The organism is Streptomyces pactum, assembly GCF_002005225.1.
Lineage (GTDB): Bacteria > Actinomycetota > Actinomycetes > Streptomycetales > Streptomycetaceae > Streptomyces > Streptomyces pactum_A.
On the sequence record NZ_CP019724.1, the window covers coordinates 6,377,122 to 6,391,192 of the forward strand.

Genomic DNA, 14,071 nt, shown 5'->3' on the forward strand with positions numbered 1-14,071 from the left:
TCCGCGCGGGGCGCCTGTGGAACAGCGCCCCGCGCGGCTCTCGGGTGATGCGGGTGTCTCGTCGGACGACTCAGCCGGTGTAGGTGCCGGACTTCACGGCCTTCCAGTCGCCGTTCTCGACGGCGTAGACGGTCAGCTGCTTGTTGGTGGCGTCACCGAACTCGTCGAAGGAGACCTTGCCGGTCACTCCGTCGAAGGAGACGTTCTGCATGGCTTCGACGACCTGGGCACGGGCGTCGTCGGGGAGCTTGCCGTCGTTCTTCTCGACGACCGCCTTGACGGCCTCGATGATGGCCCAGGCGGAGTCGTAGGAGTAGCCGCCGTAGGCCTCGAACGGCTCCTTGTAGCCCTCGGTCTTGTAGTTGGCGACGAACTCCTTGGCCGAGGGCAGCTCCTCGACGGGCGCGCCGACGGAGGTGGCCAGGTCACCGGTGCCACTGGCGCCGGCGAGCTTGATGAAGTCGGCGCTGTAGATGCCGTCACCACCGACCAGCGGAATCTTGGCGCCGGTGCCCTTGATCTGCTTGCTGAGCGGGCCGGCCTGCGGGTATTCGCCGCCGTAGTAGACGACGTCGGCGCCCGAGTTCTTGACCTTGGTGGCGACCGCGGAGAAGTCCTTGGTGTCCGGGTTGATGTGCTCGGTACCGACGATCTTGCCGCCGAGCTTCTTGAACTCGTCGGTGAACGTGCCGGCGAGGCCCGCGCCGTAGGTCTTCTTGTCGTCGATGACGAAGGCCTTCGTCTTCTTGAAGTCGTTGAAGACGTACTGCGCGGCGAACGGACCCTGGATGGCGTCGGTGGTCGCGGTGCGGAAGTAGGTCTTGAACGGGCGCTTCTTCTCTGTGCGCCAGTCGGGGCCCTGGGTCAGCGAGGGGCCGGTGTTGGCCGGGGAGACCAGGGCCATGTTGCCGGACTCGAAGACCTGCTGCATGGACTCGCCGACCGAGGAGTTCAGCGGGCCGACCACGCCGAGGACCTTGTCGTTGGCTACGAACTGGCTGGCGTTCTGCTGGCCCACGGAGGGCTGGCCCTGGTCGTCGAGGGCTTCGACCTTGAAGGTTATGCCCTCGACGTGCTTGTCCTTGTTGGCGGTCTTGGCCGCGAGGTCCGCCGAGTTCTTGATGCCGAGGCCCAGCGCGGACAGGTCGCCGGTCAGCGGGGCGTCGACGCCGATGACGACGGTGGTGCCACCGCCGCCGTTGCCGGAGTCCGAGCCGCCGTCGTCGTCGCGCGAGCCGCAGGCGGTGAGGGTGAGCGCTCCCGCCGCCAGAGCGGCGGTGATGGCGATGAGCGAACGTTGACGCACGATCAGTCCTTTCCCTGGCACAGCCGCTTCCCCGTGGAGACGGCCGAGTCGAACGCTGGGCCGAAGTGACAATCCGACAGCGCGGTGACTGGCCGTGACTCTAAGCGTGTGTGGGGAACGTGGAGGAGGGTCTGACTCAGGCTGTGACGCTCTTGTTATGACACGGGGTAATGCAGAGCGGTACCGGCTGGGGAGAAGGGCGGAATTCAGGCCGATTCGCCCTGTCCGCATGGTGAGAACCCGCAGGACCGGTGGCCGGTGTTCAGGTGTCTGGGGTGTTTTGGTGATTACCCGGAATCGTTGCCGCAGGCGACCCCCAGGGCCAGGGAGAGGTCCTTGGCATAGCGTGTCCCCAGGATGAAACTGTGGGCTTCTATTGCGCGCGCATTACGCAGCGTTACATCCAGGAAAGGGAGTCCAGGATTCCGCGGTGCTTTTTCGCAATCCGTCACCCGCAGTACGACCATGATCTTGCGGACGGAACGCGGCTTCGTCTGGAAAGGTACGGCGGGTGACGCGGTCATCGAGATGCCGGCGTAGGGCTGGGTCAGCCGGGTCACGGTGACGGGCGGGCCGGACCGCACGCTCAGCCGCACCGCGAAGCCGAAGCTGCCGGCCTCGGCCTTGCCGGGGCCGGTCACCGCGTCCAGGTAGGTCAGGTCGACCGCCTGGGAAGGATACGGCGGCGGGGGAGCCGGCGGTTGCCGCGGCCGGTCGGCGTACAGGTAGCCGCCGCCCGCCAGGAGGGTGAGGGTCGCGGTGACCGTGAGGACGGCCCGGCGGTGGCGGTCGTAGTGCCGGGCGAGACGTCCGCGCGGCCGGGTGCGGGGCCCGGGGGTGCCCGAGGCGTCCCAGGCGTGGGTGCCCTCGCCCGGTTCGACCGGTCCGGTGCCGCTCACTGCCACGGGCCGTCGCTCGGACCGCCGTCGCGGTACTGCCCGGCGCACGCCTCCCGTATCCGGCGGTCCGTCAACTCCTCGGCGGTCCGGGCGCCTTGTTCCCGCTCCGTGACCCGCGCGGTGTCCACGACCTCCCGCAGGATGTCGTACTGCCGGTTGGACAGCCCCATCGACTGATAGTCGCCGTAGGGCTCGCGGCCGTCCAGCATCTCGCGTGCCCAGTAGCCGACGGCGCTCGTGCACAACTCCGTGTCGGACGGGGTCCGCCGGGCCGAGGCCGACGCGTCCGCCCCGGTGGCGGCACCGGAACCGGCCTCGCCGGTACCGGAGTTGCCGCAGGCCGTCACCAGGGCCGCGGTCGGCAACGTCAACGCCAGCACGAGCAGCGCGGGCGCGGCCCCTCCGGGTGAGGGCCGTGCGGGCGCGGACCGTGCGGGCGCTCGTCGTGCGCGCGTGCGCGGTCCGGGCCCGGCGCGTCCGGGCGCGGGCCGTGCGGGTGTGCACCGGAACCACCGAGCCGCCGCCCCCGGCCAGGGGGCCTCTCCCCGTCCCATGCCCCGACGCTAAGGCGCCGGGTGGCCGGGGGCAATGGCCGGGGACGGGCCAGGGACGGGGACGGGACCGGGGACGGGGACGGGGACGGCGAGGTGGCCGGGCCCGGTGGGACCGCCGACGGCGATTCCGGGCCGGCGGTGCGCTGTTCGGTCCGTCGTGCTCGGGGTCGGCGGTGCGCTGTTCGGTCCGTCGTGCTCGGGGCCGGCGGTGCGCCGTTCAGTCCGTCGTGCTCGCCCGCGCCGCGTCGCCCGGGTTCACGTTCCGCAGCAGGCAGGTCAGCCGGGCGGTGCACACGCGGCGGTCCTGCTCGTCGCGGATCACGATCTCGTACGTCGCGGTCGACCGGCCCCGGTGCACCGGCGTGGCCACGCCGGTGACGAGGCCGGACCGGGCCCCGCGGTGGTGGGTGCAGTTCAGGTCGACGCCGACGGCGATCTTGGAGCTGCCGCCGTGCAGCATCGAGCCGACCGATCCGAGGGTCTCGGCCAGTACCGCCGAAGCCCCGCCGTGCAGCAGCCCGTAGGGCTGGGTGTTGCCCTCCACCGGCATGGTGCCGACGACCCGGTCGGAGGACGCCTCGAGGATCTGGACGCCCATGCGCGTCCCGAGGTGCCCCGCCGAGAACAGCGCGGGCAGGTCGACGCCGAGCGCGGCGTACTCGTCGACGACTTCCTGCGGGAACTGCGCCTGCTGCTGCTCGCCCATGGGCCGGCTCCGTTCGTTGCTCCGTCTGCCTGACTCGCCGGCCGGCCCGGTGCGGCCGGCGGCTCGACTGAGCAAACGCTCAGTCGGTCACCGATTGTTCCAGACGGACGACGACGGACTTGCTGGCCGGGGTGTTACTGGTGTCCGCCGTGGCGTCCAGCGGCACCAGGACGTTGGTCTCCGGGTAGTACGCCGCCGCGCAGCCCCGGGCCGTCGGGTAGTGCACGACCCGGAAACCGGGCGCCCGCCGCTCCACCCCGTCCTTCCACTCGCTGACCAGGTCGACGTACGAACCGTCCCGGACGTTCAGCTTCCCGGCGTCCTCCGGGTTGACCAGGACGACCCTGCGGCCGTTCTTGATTCCCCGGTAGCGGTCGTCCAGACCGTAGATCGTGGTGTTGTACTGGTCGTGCGAGCGCAGCGTCTGGAGCAGCAGGCGCCCTTCGGGCAGCTCGGGGTACTCGACCGGCGCGGCGGTGAAGTTGGCCTTGCCGGTGGCCGTCGGGAAGCGGCGCTCGTCGCGCGGGGCGTGGGGGAGGGCGAAGCCCCCGGGGTGCGCCACGCGCGCGTTGAAGTCCTCGAAACCCGGGATCACGCGCCCGATGCGGTCGCGGATCGTCCCGTAGTCCTTCTCGAACTCCTCCCACGGCGTGGTGCTGCTCTCGCCCAGCACGCGGCGGGCCAGCCGGCACACGATCGCCGGCTCGGACAGCAGGTGCGCACCGGCGGGCTCGAGCCGGCCGCGGGAGGCGTGCACCATGCCCATGGAGTCCTCCACGGTCACGAACTGCTCGCCACCGCCCTGGAGGTCGCGTTCGGTGCGGCCGAGCGTCGGCAGGATGAGCGCCCGCGCGCCCGTGACGACGTGCGAGCGGTTCAGCTTCGTCGAGACGTGCACGGTCAGGCGGGCGCGGCGCATGGCCGCCTCGGTCACCTCGGTGTCGGGGGAGGCCGAGACGAAGTTGCCGCCCATGGCGAAGAAGACCTTCGCCTCGCCGTCGCGCAGCGCGCGGATGGCCCGTACGACGTCGTAGCCGTGCTCGCGCGGCGGGGCGAAGCCGAACTCCTTCTCCAGGGCGTCGAGGAAGGCGGGCGCGGGACGCTCGAAGATGCCCATGGTGCGGTCGCCCTGCACGTTCGAGTGGCCGCGCACCGGGCAGACTCCCGCGCCCGGACGGCCGATGTTGCCGCGCAGGAGCAGGAAGTTGACGACCTCGCGGATGGTGGGCACGGAGTGCTTGTGCTGGGTCAGGCCCATCGCCCAGCACACGATGGTGCGCTCCGAGGCGAGCACCATGCGCAGCGCTTCCCCGATCTCCGCGCGGGTGAGGCCGGTCGCCGCGAGCGTCTCGTCCCAGTCCGCGGCGCGGGCGGCCTCGGCGAACTCCTCGTAACCGTGGGTGTGTTCCTCGACGAAGGCCTCGTCGACCGCGCCCTCCGTCTCCAGGATCAGCTTGTTGAGGAGCCGGAACAGGGCCTGGTCGCCGCCGAGGCGGATCTGCAGGAACAGGTCGGTGAGCGCGGCGCCCGCGGTGAGACCCTTGGGGGTCTGCGGGTTCTTGAAGCGCTCCAGGCCGGCCTCGGGCAGCGGGTTGACGCTGATGATCTTCGCGCCGTTGGCCTTGGCCCGCTCCAGGGCGGAGAGCATGCGCGGGTGGTTGGTGCCCGGGTTCTGGCCGGCCACGATGATCAGGTCGGACTTGTAGAGGTCCTCCAGGAGGACGCTGCCCTTGCCGACGCCGATGGTCTCGCCGAGGGCCGAGCCGGACGACTCGTGGCACATGTTGGAGCAGTCGGGCAGGTTGTTGGTGCCGAGCTCGCGTGCGAAGAGCTGGTAGAGGAACGCGGCCTCGTTGCTGGTGCGCCCGGAGGTGTAGAAGACCGACTCGTCCGGCGACCCCAGGGCCGCGATCTCCTCCGCGACGATGTCGAAGGCGCGCTCCCAGGTGACCGGCTCGTAGTGCTCGCCGCCCTCCGGGAGGTACACCGGGTGCGTGAGCCGGCCCTGCTGGCCCAGCCAGTAGCCGCTGCGGGTCGCGAGGTCGGCCACGGGGTGCGCGGCGAAGAACTCCGGGGTGACCCGGCGCAGGGTGGCCTCCTCGGCCACGGCCTTCGCGCCGTTCTCGCAGAACTCCGCCCTGTGCCGGTGGTCCGGCTCCGGCCAGGCGCAGCCCGGGCAGTCGAAGCCGTCCTTCTGGTTGACGCTCAGCAGTGTCAGCGCGGTCCGCTTCACGCCCATCTGCCGCTGCGCCATACGCAGCGTGTGGCCGATGGCCGGGATGCCCGCCGCCGCGTGCTGCGGCCCCGTGACCTGCGGCGCGTCCTGAACCGGATCACCCTTGGGCGGCTTGGTGGCCATCGCGCGCTCCTTCGCGTACACGTGTGAGGTACGTCTCCGATCCTCGCATGCTCCCGTGACGGTGACGGAGACCGGGCGGGCCGGGGTCCGGAAGCTGTCGCGGCGACGGAAGCGGGCCGGTCCCGTGCCGCCGGGCCGGAGCGAGACCCTGAGGGGGGCGTGGGGAAACCGCGCGACCGGCCACGACGGCCACGCCGCACCCGCGGCGCCGGCCGGCCGCAGCCGTGCCGCGGACGAGGGCGGGGCCGAGTGTCAGTGGTCCGTGGCAGGATCGGGGACGTGGCCAAGACAGCAGCGAAGAAGACCGACAGCACCTCCGGCGGCGGCCGTCCGCGCCTGATGCTCATGGACGGGCACTCCCTGGCGTACCGCGCGTTCTTCGCGCTGCCCGCGGAGAACTTCACGACCGCGACGGGCCAGCCGACCAACGCGATCTACGGCTTCGCGTCGATGCTGGCCAACACGCTGCGTGACGAGGCGCCCACGCACTTCGCGGTGGCGTTCGACGTCTCCCGCAAGACCTGGCGGTCGGCGGAGTTCACCGAGTACAAGGCGAACCGTTCCAAGACCCCGGACGAGTTCAAGGGCCAGGTCGAGCTGATCGGTGAGCTGCTCGACGCCATGCACGTGCAGCGTTTCGCCGTCGAGGGCTTCGAGGCCGACGACGTCATCGCCACGCTCGCCACGCAGGCCGAGGCCGAGGGCTTCGACGTGCTGATCGTCACCGGCGACCGGGACTCCTTCCAGTTGGTCAGCGAGCACACCACGGTCCTGTACCCGACCAAGGGCGTCTCCGAGCTCACCCGCTTCACGCCGGAGAAGGTCTTCGAGAAGTACGGGCTGACCCCCGCCCAGTACCCCGACTTCGCGGCCCTGCGCGGCGACCCGTCCGACAACCTGCCGGGCATCCCCGGCGTCGGCGAGAAGACCGCCGCGAAGTGGATCAACCAGTTCGGGTCCTTCGCCGACCTGGTCGAGCGCGTCGAGGAGGTCAAGGGCAAGGCCGGACAGAATCTCCGCGACCACCTGGAGTCCGTCAAGCTCAACCGCCGGCTCACCGAGCTGGAGCGGCGGGTCGAACTGCCGAAGAACGTCACCGACCTGGAGCGCACGGCCTACGACCGCAAGGGCGTCGCGGTGATCCTGGACACCCTGGAGATCCGCAACCCGTCCCTGCGGGAGCGGCTCTACGCCGTCGACCCGGGCGCCGAGGAGGCCGAGGCCGCCCCGGTCGTCGCGGACGGCGTCGAACTGGACGGCACGGTGCTGGGCACGGGCGAGCTGGCCGGCTGGCTCGCGGAGCACGGCACGCGGCCCCTCGGCGTCGCCACGGTCGACACCTGGGCGCTGGGCACCGGCTCGGTCGCCGAGGTCGCGCTCGCCGCGCCCGACGGGAAGGCCGCCTGGTTCGACCCGACGGAGCTCGACGAGGCCGACGAGAGGGCGTTCGCGGCCTGGCTGTCCGACGCGGGCCGGCCGAAGGTCTTCCACAACGCCAAGGGCGCGATGCGCGTCTTCGCCGAGCACGGCTGGAGCGTCGCCGGCGTCGAGATGGACACCGCGCTCGCCGCCTACCTGGTCAAGCCGGGCCGCCGCTCCTTCGACCTGGACGCGCTGTCCCTGGAGTACCTGCACCGCGAGCTGGCCCCCGCCGCCGCGGCCGACGGGCAGCTCGCCTTCGGCGCGGACGAGGGCGCCGAGGCCGAGGCGCTGATGGTGCAGGCCCGCGCGATCCTCGACCTGGGCGAGGCCTTCGAGGGCCGCCTGGCGGACGTCGGCGCCGCGGACCTGCTGCGCGACATGGAGCTGCCCACCTCCGCGCTGCTGGCCCGCATGGAGCGGCACGGCATCGCGGCCGACCGGGAGCACCTCCAGGCCATGGAGCAGATGTTCGCGGGCGCCGTGCAGCAGGCGGTGAAGGAGGCGCACGCCGCCGCCGGACGCGAGTTCAACCTGGGCTCGCCCAAGCAGCTCCAGGAAGTCCTCTTCGGCGAGCTGAACCTGCCGAAGACCAAGAAGACCAAGACCGGCTACACCACCGACGCCGACGCCCTGGCGTGGCTCGCCGCGCAGACGGAGAACGAACTGCCGGTCATCATGCTCCGGCACCGTGAGCAGGCCAAGCTGCGCGTCACGGTGGAGGGCCTGATCAAGACGATCGCCGCGGACGGCCGCATCCACACCACGTTCAACCAGACGGTCGCCGCGACCGGCCGCCTCTCGTCCACGGACCCGAACTTGCAGAACATCCCGGTCCGCACCGACGAGGGCCGCGCGATCCGCCGCGGCTTCGTCGTGGGCGAGGGCTACGAGTCCCTGATGACGGCCGACTACAGCCAGATCGAGCTGCGGGTGATGGCCCACCTGTCCGAGGACGAGGGCCTGACCGAGGCGTTCACCTCGGGCGAGGACCTGCACACCACCGCCGCCGCGCAGGTCTTCTCCGTCGAGCAGTCCGCGGTCGACGCCGAGATGCGCCGCAAGATCAAGGCCATGTCCTACGGCCTGGCGTACGGCCTGTCGGCCTTCGGCCTCTCCCAGCAGTTGAACATCGAGGCCGCCGAGGCCCGCGGCCTGATGGACGCCTACTTCGAGCGGTTCGGCGGAGTACGGGATTATCTGCGCCGGGTCGTCGACGAGGCGCGGGCGACGGGTTACACGGCGACGCTCTTCGGCCGCCGCCGCTATCTGCCCGACCTCAACAGCGACAACCGCCAGCGTCGCGAGGCGGCCGAGCGCATGGCCCTGAACGCCCCGATCCAGGGCACCGCGGCCGACATCGTCAAGATCGCCATGCTCAACGTGGACAAGGCGCTGCGCGAGGCCGGCCTCTCGTCCCGCATGCTGCTCCAGGTCCACGACGAAATCGTCCTGGAGATCGCTCCCGGCGAGCGCGCGGCGGCGGAGGAACTCGTCCGCCGCGAAATGGCGAACGCGGTGCGGCTCAGGGTCCCCCTGGGCGTCTCGGTGGGCGCGGGCCCGGACTGGGAGTCGGCGGCGCACTAGCCGCCGCCTGCTGCCGGCTGCCTGCCGCCTGCCGTCTGATGCTCCTATTGCCTGTCAAACGGCTTGGAGCCAGTTGCGGTAGGCGTGGGCGAGGTCGTCGTCTCGGCGGGTCCCGCGTTCGAGGGTGGAGATGGTGGCCGGCCAGAGGGCGAAGTGGCGGGCTGCAGCGGTCAGGGTGATGTTCTTGGACCGCCGCAGCGGCCGTAGATCGTCGATGCCGGGGACGGTGACCGTGGTGGTCAGGCAGCGGAACATCTCCCGGGCGATGGCCCGTTTCAGCAGCCGGATGATCTCCTTCTTCGTCCGGCCGGCGGCGGTCTGACGTGCCACGTACTCGCGGGTGCGGGAGTCGCTCGACATGCGGACCAGGGCGACGCGGTAGAGGGCTGCGTTTGCTTGCCGGTCGCCGCCTCGCGAGAGGCGGTGGCGGTTGGTCCGGCCGCTGGAGGCGGGGACCGGTGCGGCTCCGCACAGGGCCGCGAAGGAGGCCTCGGTCCGCATGCGGTCGGGGTTGCCTCCGGCGGTGACGAGCAGTTGGGCCGCGGTGTCGGGGCCGACTCCGTGGGCGGCTCGCAGTCCGGGGTTGTGGACACTCACCACGCTGTCCAGTGCCTTGACCAGGGTCTCGTGTTCGACCGTCAGTTTCTTGACGCGTCGGGCGAGACTCTTCAGCGCGGTGAGGACCGCGGTATGGACCGCGTCCCCGGCGGGCCGCAGCCGGGCGAGGGCGTCGGTGCGGTCCGTTCCTTTGAGCCGGCCGTACTTGGCGCGGATGGTGTCGGGAGCGGTGATGAGGAGGCTGCCGATCTGGTTCAGGGCGGCGGTGCGGGCCTTGACCGCGGAGCGGGCGGCGTTGTGCAGGGCGCGTATGCCCGCGACCGTGTCGTCCTTGGGGGCGCTGGAGGCTCGTCCGGACAGGGCGGCGCGGGCGGCGGCGTAGGCGTCGATGGGGTCGGACTTGCCGATGCGGCGGCGTTCGGCCCGGTCGGGCCGGTTGACCTCCACGACATGAAGCCCCGCCTCGCGGGCGGCGCGGGTGAATCCGGCTCCGTAGGAGGCGGTGCCCTCCACCCCGATGGCGATCACGTGGCCGTGGGCGGTCAGGAAGGCCAGGGCCGCGGCGTATCCGGCGGCAGTGGTGGTGAACTCGGCGTCCGCGAGATGGCCGCCGTTGTCGCTGATGACCGCGACGTGGAGGGTGTCGGTGTGGGAGTCGACCCCGCCGACCACATCCTGGTCTGCCGTGTTGTCCATGACCGCTGATGTCATGCTGATGGTGCCTTCCCAGCCGAAGGTGGGCGCCGGCCGGGTGGCGCAGACAGGACATTGAAGGGGCTTCTGACCAAGCTCCTATCAGGTCATGTTCCGCCCGGCCGGAGCCATGAGAACAGGTCCCGGTGGCCGGACAGAACAGCCAGAAGACAGTCCAGCAGGACGTCAGTCAGTGGCAGAGCCATGACCACCGGAACCTGAGTATCAGGATCAATGTCAGTGGTTGCCTGTCGGCGGTCGGCGGTCGGCGGTCGGCGGTCGGCGGTCGGCGGTCGGCGGTCGGCGGTCGGCGGTCGCCGGTCGGTCGTACGGGCGCGGCAGCGGTGCGAGTGCCCGGTGCCGCGCCGCCCTCGCCGTCGGGGCGGCGCGACGCGGCGTGCCGTGCTCGCCGGGCCCGGGAGGTGCGGCCAGTGGGCGGATCTCGCTGGGCCCGGGGACTCCTGGTAACGCCGGACCGCTGGGCTCGCGCCTGTCCTCCGATCCGGAAGGCCGACCCGGGCGACGCCCCACCCGGCCGGTTCCCCACGCCTCCGCCCGCCCCGCGGGGGCCCGTCACGCAGGTGGCCCTCGCGCGGGGCCCGTCACTCAGGTGGCCCTCGCGAAAACGCCCCCGCCCACGTCTCCCGTGAGGATGCGGGCATGGGTATACGCATGCTCCACCACCGGACGACACCGGCACGGGCAAGCACCGGACCCGCCCGCGTGCCACTCCTACCGGTCCCGGTCGTCGCGCCGGGCGCAAGCACCGGCCGCATCCCCACCACCCTCGCGACGGCCCTGCGGCGTACCGCGGCAGACCTACGCCGCGGACTCGTCGACCGGGCTCCGGCCGCCGCGTCCCCGCGCGAGATGCCCGCCTGGCGCCTGTGGGCCGACCTGACCCGCGGTTACCTGGCGCTGGCCCTCACCCTCCTGCCGCGCGCACGCCCCGCTCACACCTTCACCGTGTTCGTCGCGAGCGCGGACAGCGTCAGTGCGCTACCCGGCGGCTCGGCTCCGTACCGACGCCCGGGCTTGTGGGGGCCGGAGCCGGACGCCACGCCCTGACCCCCACGGCGTACAGCAGCAACCCCGGGACGAGCCCCGCGCCCGCCCCGAAGCACACCGTCGGAATCAGCTCCCAGGGCTTCGCGACGTCTCCCCAGTACGCCCACCACCGGGTCGCCCGCTGCACCGCCCCGGCCACCGCGCAGCCGCCCAGCACCGTCCCGGCCCACCACCGGTCCCGTACCGACAGGACGGGAACGCCGAGCGGCTCGGCCCGGGGCGCCCGGCGCACGGCACGCGCCAGGAACACGGCGATGACGACCGCCGCCACCGCGGAACCGCCGTACTGGAGGTACCAGTAGAGCGGCGAGCCCGCGATCTCCCGGCCCAGCGCCGGGAACACCCGCATCCCCCAGCGGTCGAGGTGGGTGAACGCGTCCCACACCACGTGCGTCAGCGCCCCCAGCGCCGCCGACACGTACCACCGCGCCACGAGGGAGGGCACCACGCGCGCGCGTGGTGCCCCGCAGCGCAGCAGGCCGGCGACGCGTCCCTGTCCGGCGCGGGGCAGCAGCGCCACCAGCGGCTCGCGGACCAGCAGCCACACCCCCACCAGCGACCAGGCGATGATCACATCGACGGTGAAAACGCCCGCGAAGGAGTGGGTGACGTCCCCGAACTCCATCGCTTCGGACAGGAAGCTCGCCGCGTAGTAGGTCAGGTCGGGCGCGAAGGAACCCGCCACCAGCACGGCGGGCACCAGCGGCCCCCGGCCGGTTCCGTCGCCCCGGACCGCCGGCAGTACGGCGGCGGCATGACTGAGGGTGAACGGCAAGAGGACTCCTCATATGGCCAACCGGTGAATATCGGGCACGAACGGGTGCCCGTGCAAAGCAAGTTGTCGTAGGGTCGCCTGCGGCACCGTACTGGTCGAACAGACGAAACACCGCGCGGGGATGGTTGCGGTGCAACCGTCGACACGGACTGGTCGTCACAACAGGGCGGGCAGCACGGGCGAGCACCAGAACCGAAGACCGGCGAAGACAGACGGAGACGGACGCGCGGGCGTCCATGGGAGGGGTCACTCGATGGCGGCGCATTTCGACAGGAGGCTCCGCAAGGCGGCGGTCACCACCACCGTGGCAGCGGTCGCGGTCGCGGCACTGTCCGCGTCCCAGGCGCCCGACGTGACGGCCGACGCCAACGGCAGACAGACCACCGCCGACAACGTGCCGACGGCCGACACGCCCCCCGAGCAGAGCGCCACCGGCAACTCGCCGTACTACACGGACCTGCCGCCCCTCAAGAGCCCCAGCCCCGCACCGACCATCGGCACCCCCGCATCCCGGGGGCCGTCCGAGGCGGGCATCCCCGCCACCGTCCTCGACGCCTACAAGAAGGCCGAGTCGGCGCTGCGCAGGTCCAAGCCCGGCTGCAACCTGCCCTGGCAACTCCTGGCGGCCATCGGCAAGGTGGAGTCGGGCCAGGCCCGCGGCGGTCGAGTCACCGCCGACGGCACGACCACCAGCCCCATCATCGGCCCCCAGCTCGACGGCAACGGCTTCGCGCTCATCAAGGACACCGACAACGGCGTCTACGACGGCAACAGCAGCTACGACAACGCCGTCGGCCCGATGCAGTTCATTCCCTCCACCTGGGCCTGGGCGGGCCGCGACGGCAACACCGACGGCAAGGAAGACCCCAACAACATCTACGACGCCGCGCTCGCGGCCGGCCACTACCTGTGCCGCTTCGACTGGGACCTGTCCACGCAGGCCGACCTCAACCGCGCGATCCTCAGCTACAACAACTCGCAGGACTACCTGCACACGGTCCTGTCCTGGCTGGAGCACTACCGCAAGGGCACCCACGAGATCCCGGACGGCACCGGCACCCTGCCCGTCGACCGCAGCGACGACGACACCGACGTGCGCGGGCCCCGCCCCCAGCCCGGTGGAACGGGCTCGACCCCCGGACCCCAGGCCCCCGGCACGCCGGCGCCCAGCCCGCGTCCCGAGAAGCCGGAGAATCCCGGGAAGCCGGAGAAGCCCACCCCGCCCGACGAGTCCAAGCCCCCTGCCACCGAATCCCCGGCCCCCGGCACGTCCGACCCGTCCGGTCCGCAGACTCCGCCCGAGACCGAGACCCCCACGGACACGGTCCACCACCTGGAGAACGCCGGCGCCACGGGGCTCACCGCGATCGCGGGCGACACGTTCGCCAAGAAGATCAGCGTCCGCGCCGAGACCAAGGCCGGAAAGGCCGTCGGCAAGGTGCGGATCCGCTTCACCGTCCTGGGCGACACGGACGCCGCCTTCACCGGCGGCGACAAGTACGCCGCGGTCACCACCGACGCCTCCGGCGTGGCCGTCGCGCCCGCGTTGGTGGCGGGTGAGAGGACCGGCGCGTTCACGGTCCGTGCCACCGTCATCGGCCGCACCGTCGCCGGCCTCGACTACAAGGCCACCGTCACCGAGCGCGTCGCCGACGCCCTCGCCCGCACCGACGGCACCGCGCTGACCTGCACGCCGGGCGGTGAGTTCGCGGGCCGGGTCGAGGTGAAGGCCACGCACAAGGGTGCCGCCGCCGAAAAGGTCGCCGTCACGGCCACGCTCGTCAAGTCGGCGCTCGACCCGACCGAGAACGACAAGGGCCCGTTCTTCAAGAGCGCCGACGGCACGGCCGTCCGCACCCTGACCGGCCTCAAGACCGATGCCAAGGGCCTGCTGAAGCTGCCGAAGCTGTACGCCGACAACACCACCGGCACGTTCGTGCTCCGTCTCACCACCGCGGGCGGCGCCGCGCTCAACGTCCAGTTGAAGGTGGCCGAGGCCGAGCCGGAGCCGACACCGAGCCCGTCCGGCGACGCCTCGCCCGACGCCTCGCCCAGCCCCTCCGCCGAGCCGTCGACCGAGCCGGACGCGTAGGCGCGGCTCCCGCCCGAGCGACGCCTGAACGGCCGAGGGCGCCCCACCGGTGAAG

Annotated in this window: 9 protein-coding genes; 2 read left to right on the top strand and 7 right to left on the bottom strand. The window is 71.8% G+C overall.

Annotated elements, in window-relative coordinates:
* Positions 1–70: 70 nt before the first annotated feature.
* From B1H29_RS27300 to B1H29_RS27320, 5 genes are all read right to left on the bottom strand, one after another.
* Complete coding sequence (locus B1H29_RS27300) at positions 71–1,306, bottom strand: branched-chain amino acid ABC transporter substrate-binding protein (RefSeq protein WP_055416414.1); 1,236 nt, start codon at positions 1,304–1,306, stop codon at positions 71–73.
* A 287-nt stretch (positions 1,307–1,593) separates the two neighbouring features.
* On the bottom strand, positions 1,594–2,205 hold the full coding sequence (locus tag B1H29_RS27305) for a hypothetical protein (RefSeq protein WP_055416413.1): 612 nt from the start codon (positions 2,203–2,205) through the stop codon (positions 1,594–1,596).
* Positions 2,202–2,585, bottom strand: a complete 384-nt coding sequence (locus tag B1H29_RS27310; RefSeq protein ID WP_409350890.1) for a hypothetical protein — start codon at positions 2,583–2,585, stop codon at positions 2,202–2,204. The genes B1H29_RS27305 and B1H29_RS27310 overlap by 4 nt, the downstream gene beginning before the upstream one ends.
* Before the next feature lie 391 nt (positions 2,586–2,976).
* Entirely contained in the window at positions 2,977–3,465 is a 489-nt protein-coding gene (locus B1H29_RS27315) for a PaaI family thioesterase (protein WP_055416412.1), read from the bottom strand.
* A gap of 79 nt (positions 3,466–3,544) precedes the next feature.
* Entirely contained in the window at positions 3,545–5,824 is a 2,280-nt protein-coding gene (locus tag B1H29_RS27320; RefSeq protein WP_055416411.1) for an FdhF/YdeP family oxidoreductase, read from the bottom strand.
* A 279-nt stretch (positions 5,825–6,103) separates the two neighbouring features.
* On the opposite strand from B1H29_RS27320, the gene polA reads away from it, so the two are divergent.
* Positions 6,104–8,830, top strand: a complete 2,727-nt coding sequence (gene polA, locus B1H29_RS27325; protein ID WP_055416410.1) for a DNA polymerase I — start codon at positions 6,104–6,106, stop codon at positions 8,828–8,830.
* Between the two features lie 54 nt (positions 8,831–8,884).
* Here polA and B1H29_RS27330 read toward each other — a convergent pair whose 3' ends face one another.
* Both B1H29_RS27330 and B1H29_RS27345 read right to left on the bottom strand, forming a co-directional pair.
* Positions 8,885–10,084, bottom strand: coding sequence for an IS110 family transposase (locus B1H29_RS27330; RefSeq protein WP_055416408.1), 1,200 nt, complete (start codon positions 10,082–10,084; stop codon positions 8,885–8,887).
* 988 nt (positions 10,085–11,072) lie between these two features.
* The gene (locus B1H29_RS27345) at positions 11,073–11,924 is read right to left on the bottom strand and encodes a DUF4184 family protein (RefSeq protein ID WP_055416407.1); all 852 of its coding nucleotides are present in this window, start codon (positions 11,922–11,924) and stop codon (positions 11,073–11,075) included.
* Between the two features lie 253 nt (positions 11,925–12,177).
* Between B1H29_RS27345 and B1H29_RS27350 the strand changes: the two genes are divergently transcribed.
* The gene (locus B1H29_RS27350; RefSeq protein WP_055416406.1) at positions 12,178–14,016 is read left to right on the top strand and encodes a lytic transglycosylase domain-containing protein; all 1,839 of its coding nucleotides are present in this window, start codon (positions 12,178–12,180) and stop codon (positions 14,014–14,016) included.
* Positions 14,017–14,071 lie beyond the last annotated feature (55 nt).

Excerpts from the sequence above, each read along its gene's own strand:
- B1H29_RS27315 (WP_055416412.1), bottom strand. The coding sequence starts at position 3,465 with ATGGGCGAGCAGCAGCAGGCGCAGTTCCCGCAGGAAGTCGTCGACGAG.
- B1H29_RS27320 (WP_055416411.1), bottom strand. The coding sequence starts at position 5,824 with ATGGCCACCAAGCCGCCCAAGGGTGATCCGGTTCAGGACGCGCCGCAG.
- B1H29_RS27330 (WP_055416408.1), bottom strand. The coding sequence starts at position 10,084 with ATGGACAACACGGCAGACCAGGATGTGGTCGGCGGGGTCGACTCCCAC.
- B1H29_RS27350 (WP_055416406.1), top strand. The coding sequence starts at position 12,178 with ATGGCGGCGCATTTCGACAGGAGGCTCCGCAAGGCGGCGGTCACCACC.